The sequence below is a fragment of the Paenibacillus sp. MB22_1 genome (assembly GCF_047200555.1).
GTDB classification, from domain to species: Bacteria; Bacillota; Bacilli; order Paenibacillales; family Paenibacillaceae; genus Fontibacillus; species Fontibacillus phoenicis.
Genome location: NZ_JBLADV010000001.1, coordinates 665,448 through 687,540, shown reverse-complemented (window position 1 = coordinate 687,540; position 22,093 = coordinate 665,448). Strand labels below are relative to the sequence as shown.

Genomic DNA, 22,093 nt, shown 5'->3' with positions numbered 1-22,093 from the left:
CTTGCCTCTTCCCCGGCTTAGCGCATTCGAAATTGACCCTTGCCGAGGCTGACCCTATAATAGGGGCAACTGCAGCGAAGGAGGGATCACGGTTGTCTTTATACCGAGGGGAGAAGGTACTGGATGGGGCTGAATTTTTTACGGATTCCTTACCTTTTTACTTTAACCGGGTCGAGGAAACATTTGATCTGCAGATGCATAGCCATCGTTTCGTGGAGATTGTGCTTGTGGATGAAGGAGAAGGGTTTCATTTTATCGATGAGGACATTGTGCGCGTCACCAAAAACGATGTGTTTCTGCTCCCCGCCGGAACGAGGCATGTGTTTCGCCCCGGACATGCGGGATCTCGCCGTCCGCTGATCGTATACAACTGCTTATATGAGCCGGGCAAGCTGCTATCTTGCCTGGAACACCTGCCTGGCTTTCACGAGTTAATCCGCTCCAGGCCGTATTTGTTCGAGGGAGCTGCGCCCCCCTCTCCGGGATGGCTGCACTTGAGAGATGGAGGAAGTCCGTGGAATATCTGGTTTCGGGGCGCCTACCGTGAGTTTACAGAACGAAAGCCGGGCTATCTCCTTCAACTGTACGGCCGGTTTATCGAGCTGGCCGTCATGCTGGAACGTCATCTGGAGCGCCTTGGGTCCAGCTCTGCCGCGGAACCGGAAAATCGGATGATGGAGGAAGTCCTGCGCCGGATCGATACGGACTACGCTTCACGATTGTCTGCCCGGAGTTTTGCTGCAGCAACCCATCTCAGCGAACGCCATTTTCATCGATTGTTCCGGCAATACGCCGGTTGTACCTTTCACGATTATGTCCGGAACAAAAGAATGGAGAGAAGCCGCGAGCTGCTGGCCTCCACCCGGCTCCCTGTGATGGAGATTATGAGGAGTGTGGGTTACGCAGATAAGAAGCATTTTCTGTCCCTCTTTAAGCAATCGACCGGCGTCTCACCCACCGAATACCGACGGCAAGCCAGCCTGCATCATCCTCTTGAAGGCAAATAAGAAAAACGTCTATCGACGTACATTCAAAGTAGACAGACCGCGTTTAGCGGAAGTTTTTCTTGCGATATCAGGATGCCAATGCCCCGAAGTTTATACTTTCTGATATCTTAAAAAAACGCCATTTGGCGCTCCTCATGGAAGCCAAATGGCGTTTGTTGTGATTAGTACAATTCCTGTACTTCTTGACCTTTCTCAGGGACACGTTCGCGGCTCTCCAGCGTATCCCAGGTTTCGCTGCTAAGCAAATCCAATTGGGCTTCCACCAGCGTACGGAAACGAGCGCGGTAAATGGAAGCCTGCTTCTTGAGCTCTTCCACTTCCATCGCGATTTTGCGCGATTTGGCCAGCGATTCGTTGACGATCCGGTCGGCATTCTTCTCCGCTTCCTTCACGATCAACTGGGCTTCCTTCTTCGCGTTGTTCTTCACTTCATCGGCCGCTTCCTGTGCAACGATAATGGTCTTGCTAAGAGTTTCCTCGATATTCGCGAAATGATCCAATTTCTCTTGCAAAGTCAACAGTTGGTTATGAAGCTCCTTGTTCTCCCGGATCACGATCTCATAGTCTTTAATGACTTGGTCGAGAAACTCGTTAACTTCATCTTCGTCATAACCGCGCAAACGTCTGGAAAACTCTTTGTTATGTATATCCAGCGGCGTTAATGGCATGATCCTCACCTCCTAGAAATTTCGAAACTCCCCGTGAAGCGATAGTTCCATCAGGTAATGGTCCCGTTGTTGAACTCGCACCTCAGCGGGAAGACGTGTCCAATTCAATCACGAGATACATTCAAGAACCAGTTCGAACTATCATATTCGACAAGAATCCACCATCTCCTGCAAAACGCCTTATACAAATTTACCGATTTTGACACGATGTCTGCCTTTCTTGGTCAGACCGCCTGCTTCCAGCACCTTAAACCGCCCGAAGCCCTGCAGTGCGACGACATCGCCAACCTTCAACGGTGTGGAGGGGTCCTCCTCCGTTCTCCAGTTCACTCGGCAGCGGCCGGCTTTGATCGGAAGCAGCACTTTGTTGCGGCTTAAGCGAAATACATCGCTGGCGATCCCATCCAGCCGCAATGAAGCCACCGTTAGCTCCATCGGTTCCAGCTCTTTCTCCATCGTCCGCAGTTCGCTGAGGTTCAGCACATCGGTCATGACGTTGACGCGATGCACTTGATGGAGGTTCATTTGCAGAAACGGCGCAATCTCTTCCGCAACGATGACGTGACATCCGTCCTCGCGAACATGGATGTCGCCGATTTTATCGCGTTTGAGTCCTAATCCCAAAATCGCCCCTAAATAATCGCCATGCTGCAGGGCGAGAAATTTCTGGTCTCCTGAGGTGATATCGAGCACTTTCAGTCCCATCGGCTCTTGGCTTAGATCCCGGTAATCCGGAGCAATTAATGCCCGCCGCCGTTCCGCGCCTTCATAACCGCCGTCCAGCCGAATTTGCGTGTCTGGATGACGATTCGCCAGGGTCTCCAGAATATAACACTGCCGCGGATCCAAGAAGTCGCTGAGCTTGACCTCATGATAATCCCCGGCATTCACGACCCATTCCCAGGCTCGGTCGACAAACGGCCGTTCCTCCGGTTTAAAATGCTCATAAATATCGGCTTTCATCATTAGTACCCAAAGATATAGTGGAGAACACTACTTAATCCGAAGAAAGCCAATCGGAGCACAAACAAGGCAATAATCGGGGAGATGTCGATCATCCCCATGATCGGTGGAATAAACCGCCGGAAAGGAGCCAAATAAGGTTCAACCAGCTTGCCGAGCAGCTCGCCGATAAAGCTGTCGCGGGCGTTAGGCACCCATGACATCAAAATGTAAACCAGGATCATATAAAAATAAATGTTGTATAGCAACATCACGATGGAATCAATATAGCCTGCCAAAGCTGTCATCACCTCATTCTGTTATAATCGGAATCCTCCGTTAAAATCTCTGTAATGGATCCCTGAATCTCGACGGTATCCGGCGTGCAGAGAAAAATATTCGATCCAATTTTGGATATGCTTCCGCTAAGCGCATAAATCGTTCCGCTTAAGAAATCGATAATCCGCATAGCTTGATCATTGCGAACCCGCTGCAAATTGATGACGACCGATCGATGGGAACGAAGATGGTCAGCGATTTCCTGCGCTTCTTCATAGGAGCGAGGTTCATAGAGGATCACCTTGACATTCTTCTGGGAGTGAATGCTGACCACGTTGCTTCCTCTCTGATTTTTACGGGATTCAAAGCTTGGGGTTTCAATTTCCGTGTCTTCTTGACCAGAAAACCGTTCGCGCTCCACAATCTCTTCTTCTTCCTGCAAGCCCAGAAAGTTCATGAACCGGTTCATTACTCCCATTACGACAATTCCCCTTTCCCCACTAACAGCGTTCCGAGGCGAACCCATGTCGCCCCTTCCTCAATCGCCACTTCAAAATCTCCCGACATGCCCATCGACAATTCCGTCAACGGCTCCGCCGTCACCGATTGAGCGTTCAGTTGATCACGCAGCTCGCGCAGCTTGCGGAAGACTGGTCTTGTCCGCTCTGCATCCTCCTCGATGGGAGCCATGGTCATGAGACCCACCACGCGGACATGCTTCAAATCAGCGATTTCCTTCAAAAAATCAGCAGCGGCCTCGGGTGCAATCCCTTGCTTGGACGCCTCGCCGGAGACGTTCACCTGCAAAAATGCGGTAACGCTCGTTCCCATCGCAGAGGCTCGTTTCTCCAATTCACGGGCCAGCGACAGCCGGTCCAACGAATGAATATATTGAAATCTTCCAATGACGTCCTTGACCTTATTGCTCTGCAGGTGGCCGATAAAATGCCAGGTCCCTTGCCCTCCGAGCGCTTCCCATTTCGGAACGGCGATTTGCGGGCGATTCTCGCCGATATGCACGATTCCTGCCTCCAGCACTTCGCGCGTAGCTTCAACCGATACATATTTGGTTACGGCGACGACATGGACCTCCTCGCGCTTCCTGCCGCTTCGCTCGCAGGCTGCCTTAATCTGCTCTTCCACGTGCTGTATCCGTTCCTTCAGCGACACGGGAAGGATCACCTCTCTTTTATGCCAATCCAGCTTGCCATTCTCCCTGTAACGCCATTTTGCGCCCGGTAAGAGTAAAAATACTCCGGATGACAGCTTGTACACCACGTTGTACATTCGATATGAGTCGGCAATATTCCTGCTTTAATCATAATGATTCGATTCATTTCTTTCAAGTTCAGCATTGTTTTTCCTGCACGGGGAGATGCGGAAGCATAATGCTGCTCCTCGCCTGGTAGGGCCTCACGAACCTTCTCCATCACCACTTCGTCCACCTCATAGCAGCATTCCCCAATGCTGGGGCCAATCGCCGCCCGGATCTCGCTGCGCTGGCTGCCGAACTCGCGCTCCATCGTTTGGATCATTTCCGCAGCGATCAGACGGACGGTGCCTTTCCAGCCGGCGTGGGCCAAGCCAACGACGCCTCTCACGGGATCAGCGAAATAAAGGGGAACACAATCGGCATAAAACGAGGTGAGCAGCACGCCCGGCACGTTCGTCACCAGCCCGTCCGTTTCCTGGAAAGCGCTGCTGCGGTCCAGGTATCCTTTGCCGCGATCTTCGGCACGAACCACGGCGACAGCGTTGGCGTGAACCTGCTCCCCGCAGGTCCATGCCTCAGGGGCAAACCCCAACGCTTCAGCTAACCGGCGCCGGTTCTCAAGCACGTGCTGAGGATCATCGCCAACGTGGAGAGCCAAATTTAAGGCATCATACGGCGGTTCGCTGACTCCGCCTGACCGTCCGGTAAATCCGGCGCTGATTCCCGGAAAAATATTCGCCCACGGAGCCAGCTCGAGCCGTTCCGGTTGTTGGTCTTTAGCATTCCTTACAAACGGTTCCATCATCCATCTCCTTATAGGAATTAAAATTTAACGGACCTAAACGACCTTATTTATCAAAAAAGCCGCCTAATTTTTTTGTAACGGACCGGAGAGTCGTTATTAGCTTGAAATCGCAGGAAATCATGCCCAGTTCAGCCGAATAAGGTCTTTAGGGTCCGCTACATTTTGTTTCCGGCAGAAATCGGCAGAATAACGTCTCTGAGGTCCGTTATAATTCAAGACACTGTATTTCCTTCAAGTCTACCACAAATCGGCACTACACCGCTTGTGGATTCTAGCTCCGCCGTTCCACCCGTCCGTCTCGGTCGATATACACCGTCGTGTCGTAGGTCGTCTGCGTTCTTGGTTCTCGGAGTTCCTCCATTTTAACCAACACGACATCAGATCCGATTTTCACGATATTTTTCCATGGGATGATCAGATCGCTCCCTCCGCCAAACAACCCCATAAATTTAGCCCCGACAGGCACAACAATCGCCTCAATGACCCCCTGCCTCAAATCCAGTTCCAGGTCGCTGATATGCCCAAGCCGTTTCCCGTCTACGACGTTGATGACGTCCTTCGTCTGAAAATCGGATATTTTCATACTCGCCCTTACCACATTGTCCATGGTTCTACCGCCCCCGTCCCGTCTAATTACTCCGTCCCTTTACTATATGAGCGCGGGATTCGGAGCATGCGCCTTGGCCACAGGAAAAGAGACGTCCAAACAACACACAAAAAAACTCCGTAGCGAAATCGGCAGGAGCCCAAATAAAAAAGGTCCCCGCAGGGACCGGATTTACGACTTCACATGCTTCTGCATTTGTAAAATAGCGGATTTCTCGAGCCTGGACACTTGGGCTTGGGAGATCCCGATCTCATCGGCGACCTCCATTTGCGTTTTGCCTTCAAAGAAACGCATGGACAAGATCATCTTCTCACGGTTGCCCAACCGCTGCATCGCTTCGCGTAAGGCGATTTCCTCGATCCAGGAGACGTCCTTGTTCTTGTCATCGCTGATTTGGTCCATCACGTAGATGGGATCCCCGCCGTCATGGTAGATCGGCTCGAACAAGGAAACCGGGTCCTGGATGGCGTCGAGGGCAAAGACGACGTCCTCCTTCGGTAAGCCCAAAGCCTCAGAGATTTCAAAAATCGTAGGTTCACGGGAGTTCTGATTGGTCAGGTTGTCCCGCATTTGAAGCGCCTTGTAGGCGATATCTCGCAAGCTTCGGGAGACGCGGATCGGGTTGTTGTCCCGCAGATAACGCCGAATTTCCCCAATGATCATCGGCACAGCGTAAGTGGAGAATTTGACGTTCTGCGATAAATCGAAATTATCGATGGCTTTCATGAGTCCGATGCAGCCAACCTGGAATAGGTCGTCCACATACTCCCCCCGATTGTTGAACCGCTGGATGACGCTCAGCACGAGTCTCAGATTGCCATTTACTAACTTTTCTCTGGCTGATCTTACGTGGTCCTGCTGCAACGAGTGGAACAATTCACGCATTTCCGCATTGGTTAGAACGGGCAATTTTGCGGTATCGACACCGCAAATTTCGACTTTGTTTCGGGTCATCGTGTCTTACCTCCCAAGGAGAAACTAATGAACAGTATCTCCCGGGACTGCATTTTTATTCCGCCGTCATCTTCCAGGTCGAAGCGAAAACACTTAAGTCGACTTCTGTCGAAATAATTGGAAATTGGGAAAATTGCGCTTCCATCAGGCCATTACACCATCTTGTTAAATTCCTTGCGCAGCCGTTTAATGATCCGTTTCTCCAGACGCGAGATGTACGATTGCGAAATCCCCAGCAGGTCAGCTACATCCTTCTGTGTCTTCTCATCGCCGTCAACGAGCCCGAACCGAAGCTCCATAATCATCCGTTCGCGCTCGGTTAATTTATCCAGCGCTTTGTGCAGCAGCTTGCGGTCGACCTGCTCCTCGATGTTACGATAGATTGTATCGTTCTCCGTGCCGAGCACGTCGGAGAGAAGCAGCTCGTTGCCGTCCCAATCGATGTTCAGCGGCTCATCAAAGCTGACCTCGGTGCGGATTTTGCTGTTCCGACGCAGGTACATCAGAATTTCGTTTTCGATACAACGGGATGCGTAGGTCGCCAGCTTGATCTTTTTCTCCGGGTCAAACGTGTTAACTGCTTTAATTAAGCCAATGGCGCCGATGGATACCAGGTCCTCGATATTAATTCCCGTGTTCTCGAACTTTCTAGCGATATATACGACCAGCCTCAGGTTGCGCTCGATCAGCATCGCCCGGATGGCGGAGTCGCCGCTGGGCAGCCGCTGCAGCAAGTATTCCTCCTCTTCGCGCGTTAATGGCGGAGGGAGCGCTTCGCTGCCGCCGATATAATAGATTTCTTCACTCTTTAATCCAAAAAGAAACAGCAGCCGGTAATACTGCAGCTGCAGCATCATTTTCCACTTTACATGCATCGCTTTGTATCCTCCTAAGTTACGTTCCCGTTTTACTGATGGTGTCCATGCTTTCATTCGCCTCTGCTGTCTCTACCAGTGCGGGATGAATAATCGCTTGGTAAGTGCCTTCCGTCGATAACCGCCCTCCATCCAAGCCGATCAGCACCCGGGACGTCCGGTGTTCCTGGCCTTCCAGACGGACCGTTACCTCGTCAGGCTTCAGCGCCAGCATGAACTGGGTTCCTTTGTTGATCCCGCGGTACGGAACCAAACGCAGCCGCTCCGGCCATGGAAAATCCCCCGCTTCCGTCAGCTCCAAGATGAGGTTGTCCGCACGCTCGTCAGCCAGCTTTCCCCGATACGACGGGGGGAGAACCCGCTCCCAAAGCGCAGCTTCCATCACCGTCACCGGCAGCCGGCTCAGGGGATCGGATAACTGGTTGCCCGTATCGATCAACCCCGTGCACGTAATCGCCGTATCGCCAACACGCACCTCCAACTCGGCCAAGAACGAGCGAATCCGCTCCTGACGCTGACGTGCATCGATCACCCGCTTAAACCAATACAAGACGGCAAAGAAGCATACCAGAATAAACAACGCTCCGATTTTCAAGGAAAACGAAAGCCCGCCGGAAGCCGAATACCATATCCCGCTCCAGATTTCTCCGGAGTCTTGCAGCAAATAATGTACACCTAGAATCCCGCCGGCCGCTGCAAAATTGACGATATAAAAAGCTCCCATATTCCGTAAGTAGTTTTGTAAACTTCCAAATCCGAACGCAACCCACAGCATCACGACAGAGAATAGAAATTTCACCAGAAACGTGTACAGAAATGAGAGCTCCGGCAAAAACATCATGACGACGTACATCGCCCCAACCACCGCCGACAAGGCCAGCCGCCAGAGAACGACTTTTTGCTTCCGCATCCAAGCCGTGACCAGGAGCAAGCTTGCATCGATCAATAGGTTCATCAAAAATATGAGATCGATATAGACAACCAACGGCATTCACCTGCCTGGGTAGATGGTTATCAGTATAAAGAGAACGAGCGATAAAGTCTGTCTAAAATTGAAAGTAGAATGCCACTATTTTTGTCGACATCGCTGAAGAGATTCGCAGGACTGGAGGAGAGAAAAAAAGACCTTGGCCCATACTCGGGTCAAGGTCTCGGGGAAGACGTTTAATAGCTCCTAACCTATTCGTTGTTGTTCCGCGAACGGTTACGAAGAAACGTCGGAATATCCAGTTGGTCGCCGCTAGGCTGGTTGCCGAACGGTCTCAGCGTGGAGGTCGATCGGGTTTCCTGCGGCTCCGGAGCACCAGGGGCAGACACTGCCGGCTTGCGGCTAGGCATCGGCTTGTTCTCGAACCCCGTGGCGATCACGGTAACTTTGATCTCTTCTTTCATATTCTCATCGATGATTGCACCGAAAATCATGTTCACTTCTGGGTCAGAAGCGGCAATCACGATCTCTGCTGCTTCATTAACTTCATACAACGACAGGTTGGCCCCGCCGGTAATGTTCATAATGACGCCGCGTGCCCCTTCGATTGAAGTCTCCAAGAGCGGACTCATGATTGCTTTGCGTGCAGCTTCGGCAGCACGGTTCTCGCCGGTTGCAAGACCAATACCCATCAGAGCGGATCCGCGCTCAGTCATGATCGTCTTCACGTCGGCAAAGTCGAGGTTGATCAGACCCGGCACGGCAATCAAGTCAGAAATGCCTTGCACGGCTTGACGCAGGACGTTGTCCGCTTCGCGGAACGCTTCCAGCATCGGCGTCTTCTTATCCACAATCTCAAGCAAGCGATCGTTCGGAATGACGATCAGCGTGTCTACCTTTTCCTTCAATGCTTCAATGCCCATCTCCGCTTGCGTGGAGCGCTTGCGGCCTTCAAACGTAAACGGACGGGTCACGACGCCAACCGTCAACGCGCCGCATTCTCTGGCGATCTCGGCGATAACCGGCGCTGCACCAGTTCCTGTACCGCCGCCCATACCGGCAGTAACAAACACCATGTCGGCGCCTTTCAACGTATTGGCAATCAAATCGCGGGATTCCTCTGCCGCTTTCTTACCCACCTCCGGATTGGCTCCGGCGCCGAGACCGCGGGTCAGCTTGTCCCCGATTTGCAATTTATGTTCGGACTTGGCCAAATGCAGCGCTTGAGCGTCCGTGTTGACCGTAATAAATTCCACGCCCTGCACGCCGTTCTCGATCATTCGGTTAACCGCGTTGCTTCCGCCGCCGCCAACCCCGATCACCTTGATTTGTGCCAAGCTCTCCATTTCGAAATCAAATTCCAACATACTCTTCCATCTCCCCCTCAATATGCATGGATCGCCCATGCATCATTCCTGAACCACTATATAAATTCGCTAAACAAGTTCTTGAGTCGTTCCATCAATCCGCTCTTCCGAACGGTTTCCTGCGGTGCCGGAGCCTTGCTCCGGTTCGCGTTCTTCTTCGGGCTGGAAGCGCTGCGGATCCGCATGTTTCTGACCACCTTATGCAGAATTCCCACCCCGCCGGTGTAAGAAGGATCACGAACGCCGATGAAATCAGGCACAGCAATTCGAACCGAAGCTTCCAGCTCCTGCTGGGCAATCTTGAGCAATCCCGGCATGGACACCGTACCGCCGATCAGGATATATCCCCCCGGCTGCTCGCTGTAGCCAAGACGCTTGACTTCCTGGCGGATCAACTGAAAAATCTCCTGTACGCGCGGCTCCGCAATCGCGGCTAAATCCTCCTGCGTAAACTCCTTGTCCACATTGCTTCCGATCCGTGTCACCTTAAAGGTTACATCCGACGCCGCGTCCTCGATTGAAGCGCAGCCGTATTTCAACTTCGCCTTCTCCGAATGATCCGTTAACGTCCGAAGACCGTAGGCAATGTCGTTCGTTATAAATTCTCCCCCAATCGGAAGCGTGGATGTCGCAACGATCGTGCCGCTTTCAAATACAGCGATCGTCGTGGAACCCGCACCGATGTCTACCAGGACGGATCCCATCGTTTTTTCGTCTTTAGACAACGCCAATTGACCGGCAGCAAGCGACAGCAATATCAGATCCCGAACCTTAAGGCCGGCCTTCTCCACACAGCGAAGCAGATTGTGAATCGCCGTCTTGGAGCCGGTGACGATCGTCGCTTCCACTTCCAGCCGAACGCCAATCATCCCGCGCGGGTCCGAAATCCCTTCCAGTCCGTCCACGATATATTGCTTGGCCACCACATCGATAATTTCTCGTTCCGGCGGCAGGGCGATCACCTCGGCCGCCTTCAGGACCCGCTCGATGTCTTCTTCACCGATTTCCCGGTCTTCATTTTGTACGGCTACAACCCCGTGGCTCGTTTGGAGTCCGATGTGATTTCCCGAAATGCCGACATACACTTCAGATATTTGAATATCTACCATCCGTTCTGCATGATCCACAGCGCTGCGGATCGATTGCACCGTTTGGTCAATATCTACAATCGCGCCTTTTCGAATTCCTTCCGAGTCGGCAGATCCAACCCCAATAATATTAAAGGTTCCATTATTAATTTCCCCAATAATAGCACGAACTTTGGATGTACCGATGTCCAAACTAACAATGATGTCATTGTTGCTCAAGCCCCTGGCACCTCCTATTTCCCCATCAAAATATACTTGCAAAATATACTTGCCGTGTTAGATGCACTATCTACTAATTCAACGCCACTTAACCTTTCCCTCTTTTTTCTACAAATTTTTTGGCTTCCAACTTTTTACATCTCATAGACAGGAAGTAACCTGACTGTGGCAGAGACCCTGCCCCTATCTGAAAAATTAGAAGAAAAAAGAGGGAGAACGCCAACTAGCCCATAAAATGTATTTTATCATTGTTTTTCAATCATGAGTAGTATCATTTTGTCCATCGTCTCCGTCCTCCGTCGTGGAGTATGGAACATATGAATCCGCGTCCAGCATCGTCAGCTTTCCAGGGTCCTGGGTTTGCAAAATTTCGTTCATGTATTCCGCCTTTTTGGCTAGGAGGGAAGTGGCTGAAATGATTTCGAACTTGGACCGGGTATACAGCTTAATTCGGTCCGGATAAGACAACGTAGGTGAAGGTACGATCTCCGAAATGTCTGCGGTCAGCTCGTCCGGAATTTGCGACAACGTTTGGCAAAGTTTGACCAGTCCTTCATCGTCGTCCTTCCAACCGGTTAATATGGGCTTGTCCACCGGCATCGACCCGTCCTTCAGGTCGATGCGCGTCCCGTTGGCGAGCAAGCCATGCAGCTTCCCGTCCTCTGCCAGCACATACGCTGCAATCGGATACTCCTCAATATGGATCGTAACGCTGCCGGGGAACGTCTTATCTACCTCTGCTTGCTTCACCGAAGGAATTTCTTCCAGCCTGCGGGCGATATGATCGGCACTGACCGCAAAAAACGGCGAACCCACCTGAAGCCCTGTGGCGCCCAGCAGCTCTGTCTCCGTTGTATACTCATTGCCGTCGAACGTAATAACAGATATTTTGCTAAGAGATGAACGGAAAAATAGAACGCATAATAATGCGAGGAACAACAAAATAAGTATGGTTTTGATTTTTCGTCCGCTTTTCTTCTTGGGCGCAGGTTCTTTTAGGACGGGTACATTCGCTTTTGGCATGTCATTTCTCCGCAACTTTCTGAATAAGTATTACAAAGCTTATATCCCCTCCAGGGGAGGGGACAAAAGTTTAGGGCTATACTACGAAGGTTTCGCGAATCAGCACCACGATAGCCTTAAGCCAGATCCAGCTGACGCAAGGCTGGCGATTCACGGCGTACCGAGCCTCCAAGCCGTTGGAACATCGTTTCGATTCGATCATAACCGCGGTCGATATGATGAACCTGCTCCACCACGGTTTGACCCTGGGCCGCCAAGCCGGCGATCACCAGCGCCGCCCCTGCACGCAGGTCGGTTGCTTCCACGGTCGCGCCGTAAAGCCGGGGCACCCCGCGAATAAACGCGGAATTCAGGTCCACCGTAATGTCAGCTCCCATGCGAACCAGCTCGCCCACATGCTTGAACCGGCCTTCGAACACGGTTTCTTTCATCACGCTCATTCCGTCCGCCAAGGATAACAGTACCATCACTTGGGACTGCAAATCGGTAGGAAACGAAGGATAAGGTGAGGTCACAATCCGTTCCACCGCTTTCGGACGGCCTGCACTGCTCAACGTTATTATATCATCGCTCACTCCGATTTGAACACCGGCCCGCTTGAGCACGTGCAGCAGCGATACCAGATGCGAAGGGTTGCTGTGGGTCAGCGTGACGCTGCCGCGGGTGGCAGCAACAGCAATTAAAGCAGTACCCGCAACGATACGGTCCGGGATAATCTCGTAATCGCAAGGGAAGAGGCGTTTCACTCCTCTGATCGTAATCGTGTCGGTACCAGCGCCGATGATGCTGGCGCCCATGGCATTCAAGAAGTTTTGCAAATCCTGAATCTCCGGCTCCCGTGCTGCGTTCGTAATCATGGTTGTGCCTTCAGCCAACGCTGCAGCCATCATGATGTTCTCCGTTGCACCCACGCTGGGGAAATCCAGATGGATGTCGGTACCAACCAGCTTGCTGGCTCTGCACCATATTTGCTGATCGTGCTCTTCAATCTTCGCTCCTAAAGCTTCAAGTCCCTTCAAATGTAGATCGATTTTCCGTTCCCCGATCGCACAGCCTCCCGGCTGATAGATGCATACTTCCCCAAACCGGGCAAGCAGCGGCCCCATCAAAAAGATGGAGGAGCGCATCTGTTTCATCAAATCCTCAGGAACATGGCTGGAATCTGCTCCCGAGGTATCGACAGTCACCGTATCTCCCAAATGGACGGCTTTACAGCCCAGTCGACCGAGAATGCCTAACATGACATCAATATCGAGCAGGCGGGGGACATTTCGAAGTTGCACCTTACCTTCCGCCAGCAGCGATGCGGCCAGAATCGGCAGTGCGGCATTTTTCGCTCCATGGATACGAATGGTTCCTGATAGGGGTTTCCCGCCTTCGATCACCAATTTGTCCAATGTATCACCTCCGAGTTTACCGTTCACCCACGAAGAAGACCTCCGGCACCAGCGCCACCCCAAATTGATCTTGGACGGCTGCCTTGACTTGCTCCATGAGCGCAAGAACGTCCTCTGCTGTCGCTTGCCCGGTATTGACGATGAAATTGGCATGCAGCGTGGACACTTCAGCCCCGCCGACCTTCATCCCTTTGAGACCCGCCGCTTCGATCAACCTGGCGGCATGATCGCCGGGCGGATTGCGAAATACGCTGCCTGCACAAGGCTGCGAGAGCGGCTGCGTTTTACGGCGGCGGTCCTTGTACGCCGCCATGGCCGCCGCGACCTCCAGCCGGTCACCCGCGGCAAGCGAAAAACGTGCCTGAGCCACGATCCCTCGCTGTTCATGCAGGACGGAATGCCGGTAGGCAAACTTCATATCCTCCGCTGTGTATGTGACCAATTCACCTGTCTCCAGAACAATGTCAGCGGATTTAAATATACGTGACACATCGGACCCGTGGGCACCGGCATTCATGTAGACGGCGCCGCCGACCGTACCCGGGATCCCCCCGGCGAATTCCAACCCGGTTAACCCCTCTTTGCCCGCCATGATGCTGAGCCGGACGGTGGATGCGCCTCCTCCGGCGCTGACTTCCGTACCGTCGAAAACAATCTGCTCGAACTCACCACCCAGCCGGATGACGCAGCCTCGGATGCCTTTGTCGGAAACCAGCAGATTGGAGCCTTTTCCGATCATCATCCACGGGATTCCTTCTGCGTGGAGCAAGCGCATCAGCTCCGCAAGCTGCCGGGTCGTTTGTGGAACGGCCATCGCATCCGCCGGACCGCCGATTTTCCAAGTCGTGTACTTCGACATTGGCTCATTCGGCAACACCTCCAAGGCCTCCAGCCTGGTCAATTGTGATATCCACTGCTGCATCGTATAACCCTCCTTGACTTGAATGGCGGATACCTTCGGCGGTATTTCGCCGGGTGCCACTGTTCCATATCGGCAGCCGATGACTGCCGGAGCCCGGGTCCTGCAGGGTGATCATCTTGCCCCGCTTGGTTGTCACGATTTATAGAGTATCTTATGCCTCCCTCACGGAGAGTGTGACAATCGCCCAGCCCCCGGCACAAGGCCTTACGCCGCCCATGAACAGCGCCTTATTGGTGTTTGACGAGCCTCCGCATCTCTTCCACGATAAGATGAGCGGAATCCGGTTTGCCCAAGGCACGGGAAGCGGTCGACATCGCGCTGTGCCGACGCAAATCGCTCATCACGCGCTCGATGGACGCATACAGGCTGCGTCCCGTCAGCTCCGACTCCAAAATCACTTCGGCGGCACCGGCGCTCTCCAGCGCGCGGGCATTTTTTTCTTGATGATTGTTCGTCACGTTAGGGGATGGAATCAGAATCGCGGGGATCCCCAGCGCCGTAATTTCCGCCAAAAAAGAAGCCCCAGCACGGTTCACGATCAGCGAGGTGCAGGCCAGAACCTCCGGCATGTTATGCACATAAGGAAGCACCTGCAGATTGGCGGGCAACTCGCCCAATTTCGCCGAAATCGCCTCCACCGTCGAGGCATAATAGCGGTCTCCGGTGACGTACACAAATTTTAAGTGTTCGGACTGTTTAAGCAGCGGAGCCATTTCAACCATCGCTTGATTGATGGCTCGAGCTCCCTGACTGCCGCCGACCACAAGGACAACCGAGCTGCTAGGCGGCAAACCAAGGGATTCAAAGCCCTTTTGTTTATCGGCTGCAAATACGGTTGTCGCCCGCGGATTTCCCGTGTAAATGACGTTTCGAGCTGCGGGGAACGCCTTTTCCGATCCCTCGAAGCTGACGGCAACCGTCGATGCGTATTTGCTCAGGAAGCGGTTCGTTAAGCCCGGAATGGCGTTCTGTTCATGAATGATGCTGGGAATGCCCAGCTTGGCCGCAGCGTACACCACCGGACCGCAGACATATCCGCCGGTTCCGATGACGACATCGGGCTTAAATTGTTTTAACAGTTTCTTGGAAGTTTGCACTCCCTTGAGAAAACGCATGACCGTTTTCACATTATCGAATGACAGCTTCCGACGGAAGCCGGTAATCTCAATCGCTTCAAACGGAATTCCTTGCTGCGGAACAATCGAGCTTTCAAGCCCGCGCTTGCCTCCAATGTACAGAAATTCGGAGCCGGGAAATTCCTTGGCGCATTGGCTGGCGACGGCCAGAGCCGGGTAAATATGCCCCCCGGTTCCGCCGCCGCTTAGTACGACGCGCATATTCTCACCTCGCATAACGGGATAAATTCAGTAGAATGCCCAGCGCGGTCAGCATCAGCGTCAGCGAAGATCCTCCGTAACTGATCAGCGGCAGCGTAATGCCGGTGACCGGCATCAGGCCGATGACAACGCCGATGTTGATCACGACCTGCACGCCAACCATGCCAACGATCCCAACGGCAAGCAAGCTGCCAAACAGATCGTCGATGGTCATGGCAACGCGCATACCGCGCCATACTAAAATTAAAAACAATAACAGAACCAAAAGTCCGCCGATAAAACCTAATTCCTCTGCTAGGATCGAGAAGATAAAGTCGGTTTGCGGCTCCGGCACGTAGCTGTATTTTTGCCGGCTCATCCCCAGTCCCAAGCCCGCCAATCCGCCGGGTCCAATCGCATACAGCGACTGGATGATCTGATATCCTGCGCCCAGCGGGTCCGACCAGGGATCAAGGAAGGCGGTGATCCGCTTCAGCCGGTAAGGCGCTGCCAGGATCAAGCCGACGAAGCCCAGCGCTCCCACGGCCGCCAGGCCGGCTAAATGCCGAATGCGTGCACCTGCGGTAAACACGATCAACAGGGAAGCGCCCAGCATGACCGTCCCCGTCCCCAAATCGGGCTGAAGCATGATTAAGCCGAAGGCAAGTCCGATAATCCCAAGCGGCGGCAGCAGGCCTTTCGTAAAATTCGTGATCTTGTAATCTTCCTTACTCAGCCAATAGGATAGAAACAAGATCATGCCAAGCTTCATAAACTCGGAGGGTTGAATCCCAAACGAGCTGATGCCCAGCCAGCTGCGCGCCCCGCCGCGCACGACCCCGATACCGGGAATCAGCACGATCACGAGCAGGATGAAGCATAGAACCAGCCCGATTTTGGCGTATTTCCGCAGCAGACGGTAATCTACATTCATCATCAGGAACATCGCGATTAACCCAAGTACAGCAAAGAGCAGCTGCCTCTTGACGAAATAGAAAGAATCGCCGTAATCATGGAAAGCGAGTACGGAACCCGCGCTGTATACCATTACGATTCCGATCGCCAGCAATCCGAGAATGCTGGCCGCCAGCCAAAAATCCGGCGCCGTACGGCTCTTGCCCATCGTGGATGCCACCTCTTAACCGAAAGTAGGGGCTTTTCCACCCCCCTACTTAAAGGGTATGCACCGCCTCTTTAAAAATGCGTCCACGCTCCTCATAGGAAGGGAACATATCCCAGCTGGCACAGGCTGGCGAGAGCAGAACGATATCTCCCGGCTCCGCCAGGCTTGCAGCCTCCTTCAGCGCAGCACGCAGCGTATCTGCGGCGCTGTCCACAGTATCGACCAGCACGATGTGCGATAGACCCGCCAGCTCAGCGACTCTAGCAATTTTTTCTTTCGTTTGCCCCATCGCCACAACGGCTTTCACCTTCTCTTTGAAAACCGGCAGCAGCTCCATATAATCCGAGCCGCGGTCCAAACCGCCGGCGATCAGCACGATGGGTGCCTGCAGCGCGCCGAGGGCCATGACCGTCGCTTTGGAATTGGTCGCTTTGGAGTTGTTATAGTAAACGACGCCTTGCTTCTCGTCCACATACTCCAAACGATGCTCCACACCGTGGAACGTTCGCAGTGGCTCCGCAAGCGCTTCTGGTGCGGCACCCGCCGCAATCGCCGCCGCAACCGCCGCCAGCGCGTTCTCGACGTTAAAGCGGCCCGGCAAGGCGATGTCGGCAATGTCGACGATGACACGCACCTCGCCATCAGCCCCCCGATACATGATGCGGCGGGCCAGCCCGTCTTCAACGTCCGGAATGTATGCCGGCTCGACGTAAACACCCTCCGACTGCAATTCCTCGGTCATGGAGAAAGGGATCAGCTTCGCTTTTATGTAAGGCACAAGCTCCCGGCACACGGGGTCGTCCCAATTGAGGACGGCGCGGTCCGTTTCCCGTTGATTCGCAAACAGCTTGGCTTTCGACGAGATGTAATCATCCATTGTCCCATGATAATCCAGGTGCGTCTCCGCCACGTTCAGCAAGCAGGCTACCTCCGGGCGGAACGCCCGGGTCCCCTTCAGCTGAAAGCTGCTGAGCTCGGCGACCAGCCAATTGCCTTCATCCGCCTCCTCAGCGGCCTCGCACAGCGGGATGCCGATATTGCCAGCGACAATCGGTCTCATGCCGGCAGCCTCCAGCATGTTGCCGATCCACGTTGTCGTGGTCGTTTTACCGTTGGATCCGGTGATCCCGAGAATGGGAGCCGGGCTGATCAAATAAGCGACCTCCACCTCCGTCACAACCTCGATGCCAAGCTCAATCGCCCTGGCCACGGGAGGCGCGGTATAGGGGATCCCCGGGTTTTTAACGACCAGCGAAACGCCCTCATGAATGAGATCGTCCGGGTGACCTCCGCATACAACAGAAATTCCCAAAGCCTCCAATTCGGATGCTTCGGGACACTGTTCTCGTTCTTTTCGATCATTGACTGTGATGACGGCGCCATAATGATGCAGGGTTTTGGCGACCTGAACGCCGCTTCTCGCCAAACCGAGAACGACAACCTGACGTCCCCGGTATTCTTCTGGATGATTCATCTTCATTACAACCCCTTGTTCAAGTAAAGTCCTATGACCGCCAGCACCAGTCCAACCGCCCAGAAGGTGACGTCAACGCGCCATTCCGACCATCCGGACAACTCGAAATGATGGTGAATCGGGCTCATTTTAAATACCCGTTTGCCGCGTGTCTTAAACGAAATGACCTGGATGACGACGGACAACATTTCGATGACGAAAATTCCGCCGATGACCAGGAACAACAGCTCGGTTTTGGTGACGATCGCAATCGCTCCAATCGCCCCGCCGATGCCCAGCGAACCGGTATCGCCCATGAACACCTTGGCCGGATGAGCGTTAAATACCAGAAAGCCCAGCACGGCACCGATCATGGCTGCCGCACAAACCGCGGCAGGAAGCGAAGTCACCTGCATGGCGATCACCGCAAACGCCCCCAGTGCAATCGCGCTGACGCCAGACAGCAAGCCGTCCACGCCATCGGTAAAATTCACGGCGTTGGTCACCGCCATCATCATGATCACGATAAACGGATAGTAGAACCACGGGCCCCAGTCAAACGAAATGTCCGTCCCCGGGATAGCAATCGCTGTGCTATGACCCTCCGAAATGAGCAAGGCACACATGATTCCGGCGAACAGCAGCTGTCCAATTAATTTCTGTCTGGGTGTGAGACCCAAAGACCGTTTAAATACGATTTTGATATAGTCGTCGAGAAATCCGACCAGTCCAAACCCCAGCGTGGCAACGAGTAGCACGTAGAAGTCGGTATTCACAACGGAAAATTTTAAGTAAGCCAACGTAAACGCTAGTAGGATAATAATGCCGCCCATCGTTGGCGTGCCCGCCTTTTTCAAATGGCTTTGCGGCCCTTCGCCGCGAATTTGCTGGCCGAATTTGAGTCTTCTCAGCAGCGGTATGATCAGCGGAGCCGAGATGACCGCCAGAATAAAAGATACGCCGATCGTTAACAAGATAAGTCCAAAATCCATGGGATCCCCCCCTTTCGCCGGTATTAGTGTGTTAGCTCGCTAGTTTTGATCGCTTCAACGACTTCTTCGAGTTTCATGCCCCGGGAAGCCTTAACCAAGACGACGTCCTGCGGATGCAGCAACGAAACCAGCTTGCGGATCAGTTCAGACTTATCAGTATATGCATGAATGAAATTCGGGTCCAACTGTTTCTTCGCCCCTTCGGCGATGTGGCGGGACAGCGGACCGCAGGTGAACAGCAGATCCACCGTACCTGGCGTCAACATCTCCCCGATTTCGCGATGATAATCTGCTTCGGAATCGCCCAGTTCGAGCATATCCCCCAGCACGGCGATCTTCTTCCGATGCCCTTTCATATGCTCCAAAACGCCAAGGGCCGCCTTCATCGAAGTCGGGCTGGCGTTATACGCGTCGTTCAGGATCGTAATGCCGCTCTGTCCAGTAATGACTTCAATCCGCATTCCGGTCAGCTCCACATTGCTGAAGCCCTCACGGATCGCTGCGTCGCTCACCCCGTATTGACGGGCAACCGTGATCGCCGCAAGCGCATTGGATACATTATGTTCACCCAGAAGCGGCAGTTCCAGCGGTTCGCCTTCGCTGCCATGCGGCGTAAACAACGTATGATGGTCCGTAAACAGAATTCCTGTGGGATACAAGTCATTCTCCGGACGCAGCCCAAATGTTGCTGTTCGCAGACCTTCCGGCTTCACCGTAGACGGCTCGGCCAGCACTTGAGGGATAAGAGGTTCGTCCCCATTGTAGATGAACAGTCCTCCCGGCTTCATGCCCGCTAGAATTTCCAGCTTGGCTCTTGCGATCTCTTCCCGCGAACCCAGCTGCAGCAAGTGGGATTCGCCAATGTTGGTGACAACCGCCGTTTCCGGTTCACCGATCTTCGAAAGCAGTTCGATTTCCCCACGGCCGCTCATCCCCATCTCCAGTACGGCGATTTCCGTATCTTCCGGCATGGCCAAGATCGTTAACGGAAGGCCGATATGGTTGTTGAAATTCCCTTTGGTTTTATGCACTTTATAAGTCGTAGACAAAAGAGCGTAAACCAAGTCTTTGGTCGTCGTTTTCCCGTTGCTTCCGGTGATCCCGACGACTTTAGCTCCGGTTTCGGTCAAGTATGATTTGGCCAGCGCCTGCAGCGCAATTAGCGTATCGTCCACGAGTACGGCCGGGCCTGGCGGCGTTCCCTTCGAGAGTGCCCACAGGCAAGCGCCTGCTCCCGCCTGCAGGCAGTCCGAGGCGAAATCATGGCCGTCGAACCGTTCTCCCGCCAGCGGCACAAACAGGCAGCCTTTCGTTATTTGCCGGGAGTCCGTCACAACGCCTTGCACCACGATGCCGGCATCGCCCGCTTCCCGAATCTGTCCGCCGCACATCGCGGCAATTTCCGCTAAGTTTCTTTTGATCACTTTGCCAAACCCCTTATCGCTTCTTTTGCAACGATTCGATCGTCAAAATCGAGCACCTTGGAGCCTATCAATTGATAGGTCTCATGGCCTTTCCCCGCAATCAATACTACATCCTCACGGCTTGCCATTTCAATAGCCTTCCCGATGGCCTCTCGGCGGTCGACGATCAGCTCATAACGCGCCTGATCCACGCCGTCCTCAACGAGTCCCTGTTCGATGTCCCGTAAGATGGCTTGCGGGTCTTCCGTGCGAGGATTATCAGAGGTCACCAGTACGTAATCTGCATACTTCGCGGCGATTTGGCCCATAATCGGACGTTTCTTCCGGTCCCGATCCCCGCCGCAGCCGAAGACGCAAATCACGCGGCCTTTCGCAAATTCATTTACCGTCCGCAGCACATTTTCCAACCCGTCCGGGGTATGGGCGTAATCCACAATGACGGCGAAATCCTGACCTTCGTCCACCGCTTCCACTCGACCCTCAACGCCTTTCACCGATTCCAGGCTGGCCTTGATCTGCGTAAGCGGGATACCTTCCAACAGTGCCGCGGAGATGGCGGCCAGCGCGTTGTATACATTAAACTTCCCTACCATCCGCAAGGAGATATCTGCGCTGCCGCGGAACGTATCCACGTGGAAGGATGTCCCCCGTGCGGTAATCGAGATGTTGGAGGCTCTAACGTCGGCATCCTGCTCCACGCCGTACGTAATCACTTCAGCCGCCGTCTGTTTGGCAAAATAAGCGCTCGCCGGGTCATCAACATTCAGCACGGCATAGCTGCGTTCCTCTGGATTTTCCGCATACGTATTCCCCAATCGGGAGAAAAATAATCCTTTGGCCCAGCGGTATTCGTCCATGGTCTTATGATAATCCAGATGATCCTGGGTTAAGTTCGTAAATACGGCCGTCCGGAAGCGGGTTCCTTTCACACGTCCTTGCGCCAGCGCATGGGAGGACACTTCCATAACACAATACTCACCGCCGCCTTCAGCCATGTCATGCAAATATTGCTGCAGCTCCAGCGACTCCGGCGTTGTCCCGGACATCGGATACGTCTGCCCGGCGAACCGGCGTTGGATGGTGCCAATCAATCCCGTTTCCTTGCCTTGATCCTGCAAAATCCGCTCGATCAGATAAGTAGTGGTCGTCTTGCCATTCGTACCAGTCACGCCGATGACTTTCAGCCGCGAACTAGGCGCCCCGTAGAATACGCCTCCGAGTACAGCCATCGCCTGTCGACAGTCCTTGACTTTCAGCTGCGGCAGGGCAACCTCGTCCAGCCACCGTTCTACCACCAGTGCTGCAGCCCCTTGTTCTGCAGCCTGCCGGGCATAATCGTGACCATCCACCGTATGGCCGGGAAGGCAAATAAATAGATCCCCCGGTTGTACCTTGCGCGAATCGATCGCGATCCCCGTACAGGACGTTTCTTCATCTCCTCGTATCTGCGATGTCATAAAATACGTTGCTAGTTTCTTAAGCAGCATAGGT

General features: G+C 53.5%; 22 protein-coding genes. 1 reads left to right on the top strand and 21 read right to left on the bottom strand.

From position 1 onward, the window contains the following. Positions 1 to 92 precede the first annotated feature (92 nt). Positions 93 to 1,007: a helix-turn-helix domain-containing protein gene (locus ACL02P_RS03030; RefSeq protein WP_412836808.1), complete on the top strand. Its 915-nt coding sequence runs from the start codon at positions 93 to 95 to the stop codon at positions 1,005 to 1,007. A gap of 161 nt (positions 1,008 to 1,168) precedes the next feature. Here ACL02P_RS03030 and ACL02P_RS03025 read toward each other — a convergent pair whose 3' ends face one another. From ACL02P_RS03025 to ACL02P_RS02925, 21 genes are all read right to left on the bottom strand, one after another. After that, positions 1,169 to 1,675: a DivIVA domain-containing protein gene (locus tag ACL02P_RS03025; RefSeq protein WP_036645630.1), complete on the bottom strand. Its 507-nt coding sequence runs from the start codon at positions 1,673 to 1,675 to the stop codon at positions 1,169 to 1,171. A gap of 180 nt (positions 1,676 to 1,855) precedes the next feature. Next, complete coding sequence (locus ACL02P_RS03020) at positions 1,856 to 2,638, bottom strand: RNA-binding protein (protein WP_036645627.1); 783 nt, start codon at positions 2,636 to 2,638, stop codon at positions 1,856 to 1,858. Positions 2,639 to 2,640: 2 nt separating this feature from the next. Beyond that, a complete protein-coding gene (locus tag ACL02P_RS03015; RefSeq protein ID WP_009225615.1) occupies positions 2,641 to 2,925 on the bottom strand; it encodes a YggT family protein in 285 nt (94 codons plus the stop codon). Next, on the bottom strand, positions 2,925 to 3,374 hold the full coding sequence (locus ACL02P_RS03010) for a cell division protein SepF (RefSeq protein WP_009225614.1): 450 nt from the start codon (positions 3,372 to 3,374) through the stop codon (positions 2,925 to 2,927). The genes ACL02P_RS03015 and ACL02P_RS03010 overlap by 1 nt, the downstream gene beginning before the upstream one ends. Continuing rightward, positions 3,374 to 4,066: a YggS family pyridoxal phosphate-dependent enzyme gene (locus ACL02P_RS03005; RefSeq protein WP_036645624.1), complete on the bottom strand. Its 693-nt coding sequence runs from the start codon at positions 4,064 to 4,066 to the stop codon at positions 3,374 to 3,376. The genes ACL02P_RS03010 and ACL02P_RS03005 overlap by 1 nt, the downstream gene beginning before the upstream one ends. Positions 4,067 to 4,074: 8 nt before the next feature. Then, positions 4,075 to 4,911 carry a peptidoglycan editing factor PgeF gene (gene pgeF, locus ACL02P_RS03000; protein ID WP_036645622.1) on the bottom strand — a complete coding sequence of 279 codons (837 nt, stop codon included), beginning with the start codon at positions 4,909 to 4,911 and terminating at the stop codon, positions 4,075 to 4,077. A 274-nt stretch (positions 4,912 to 5,185) separates the two neighbouring features. Then, positions 5,186 to 5,521: a YlmC/YmxH family sporulation protein gene (locus ACL02P_RS02995; protein WP_412836807.1), complete on the bottom strand. Its 336-nt coding sequence runs from the start codon at positions 5,519 to 5,521 to the stop codon at positions 5,186 to 5,188. 171 nt (positions 5,522 to 5,692) lie between these two features. Beyond that, positions 5,693 to 6,475 (bottom strand): RNA polymerase sporulation sigma factor SigG, encoded by a 783-nt coding sequence (gene sigG / locus ACL02P_RS02990; RefSeq protein ID WP_009225610.1) that lies wholly within the window; start codon positions 6,473 to 6,475, stop codon positions 5,693 to 5,695. A gap of 152 nt (positions 6,476 to 6,627) precedes the next feature. Next, positions 6,628 to 7,350: an RNA polymerase sporulation sigma factor SigE gene (sigE, locus tag ACL02P_RS02985; RefSeq protein WP_009225609.1), complete on the bottom strand. Its 723-nt coding sequence runs from the start codon at positions 7,348 to 7,350 to the stop codon at positions 6,628 to 6,630. Positions 7,351 to 7,369: 19 nt separating this feature from the next. Continuing rightward, positions 7,370 to 8,341: a sigma-E processing peptidase SpoIIGA gene (spoIIGA, locus tag ACL02P_RS02980; protein ID WP_009225608.1), complete on the bottom strand. Its 972-nt coding sequence runs from the start codon at positions 8,339 to 8,341 to the stop codon at positions 7,370 to 7,372. A 188-nt stretch (positions 8,342 to 8,529) separates the two neighbouring features. After that, entirely contained in the window at positions 8,530 to 9,645 is a 1,116-nt protein-coding gene (gene ftsZ / locus ACL02P_RS02975) for a cell division protein FtsZ (RefSeq protein WP_036645617.1), read from the bottom strand. 56 nt (positions 9,646 to 9,701) lie between these two features. Further along, a complete protein-coding gene (ftsA, locus tag ACL02P_RS02970) occupies positions 9,702 to 10,952 on the bottom strand; it encodes a cell division protein FtsA (RefSeq protein WP_412836806.1) in 1,251 nt (416 codons plus the stop codon). 255 nt (positions 10,953 to 11,207) lie between these two features. Beyond that, positions 11,208 to 11,975, bottom strand: a complete 768-nt coding sequence (locus ACL02P_RS02965; protein WP_016311510.1) for a cell division protein FtsQ/DivIB — start codon at positions 11,973 to 11,975, stop codon at positions 11,208 to 11,210. Between the two features lie 116 nt (positions 11,976 to 12,091). Continuing rightward, entirely contained in the window at positions 12,092 to 13,372 is a 1,281-nt protein-coding gene (gene murA, locus ACL02P_RS02960; protein ID WP_009225604.1) for a UDP-N-acetylglucosamine 1-carboxyvinyltransferase, read from the bottom strand. A 16-nt stretch (positions 13,373 to 13,388) separates the two neighbouring features. Beyond that, on the bottom strand, positions 13,389 to 14,294 hold the full coding sequence (gene murB / locus ACL02P_RS02955) for a UDP-N-acetylmuramate dehydrogenase (protein ID WP_009225603.1): 906 nt from the start codon (positions 14,292 to 14,294) through the stop codon (positions 13,389 to 13,391). Positions 14,295 to 14,521: 227 nt separating this feature from the next. Continuing rightward, positions 14,522 to 15,631, bottom strand: coding sequence for an undecaprenyldiphospho-muramoylpentapeptide beta-N-acetylglucosaminyltransferase (gene murG / locus ACL02P_RS02950; RefSeq protein ID WP_339299502.1), 1,110 nt, complete (start codon positions 15,629 to 15,631; stop codon positions 14,522 to 14,524). Positions 15,632 to 15,635: 4 nt separating this feature from the next. Next, complete coding sequence (gene spoVE / locus ACL02P_RS02945; RefSeq protein ID WP_009225601.1) at positions 15,636 to 16,733, bottom strand: stage V sporulation protein E; 1,098 nt, start codon at positions 16,731 to 16,733, stop codon at positions 15,636 to 15,638. A 49-nt stretch (positions 16,734 to 16,782) separates the two neighbouring features. Further along, complete coding sequence (gene murD, locus ACL02P_RS02940; protein ID WP_412836805.1) at positions 16,783 to 18,207, bottom strand: UDP-N-acetylmuramoyl-L-alanine--D-glutamate ligase; 1,425 nt, start codon at positions 18,205 to 18,207, stop codon at positions 16,783 to 16,785. Between the two features lie 5 nt (positions 18,208 to 18,212). Continuing rightward, positions 18,213 to 19,178: a phospho-N-acetylmuramoyl-pentapeptide-transferase gene (gene mraY, locus ACL02P_RS02935; protein ID WP_412836804.1), complete on the bottom strand. Its 966-nt coding sequence runs from the start codon at positions 19,176 to 19,178 to the stop codon at positions 18,213 to 18,215. Between the two features lie 23 nt (positions 19,179 to 19,201). Continuing rightward, the gene (locus tag ACL02P_RS02930) at positions 19,202 to 20,602 is read right to left on the bottom strand and encodes a UDP-N-acetylmuramoyl-tripeptide--D-alanyl-D-alanine ligase (RefSeq protein ID WP_412836803.1); all 1,401 of its coding nucleotides are present in this window, start codon (positions 20,600 to 20,602) and stop codon (positions 19,202 to 19,204) included. After that, positions 20,599 to 22,089 (bottom strand): UDP-N-acetylmuramoyl-L-alanyl-D-glutamate--2,6-diaminopimelate ligase, encoded by a 1,491-nt coding sequence (locus ACL02P_RS02925; RefSeq protein WP_412836802.1) that lies wholly within the window; start codon positions 22,087 to 22,089, stop codon positions 20,599 to 20,601. Before ACL02P_RS02925 ends, ACL02P_RS02930 begins: the two co-directional genes overlap by 4 nt. Positions 22,090 to 22,093 lie beyond the last annotated feature (4 nt).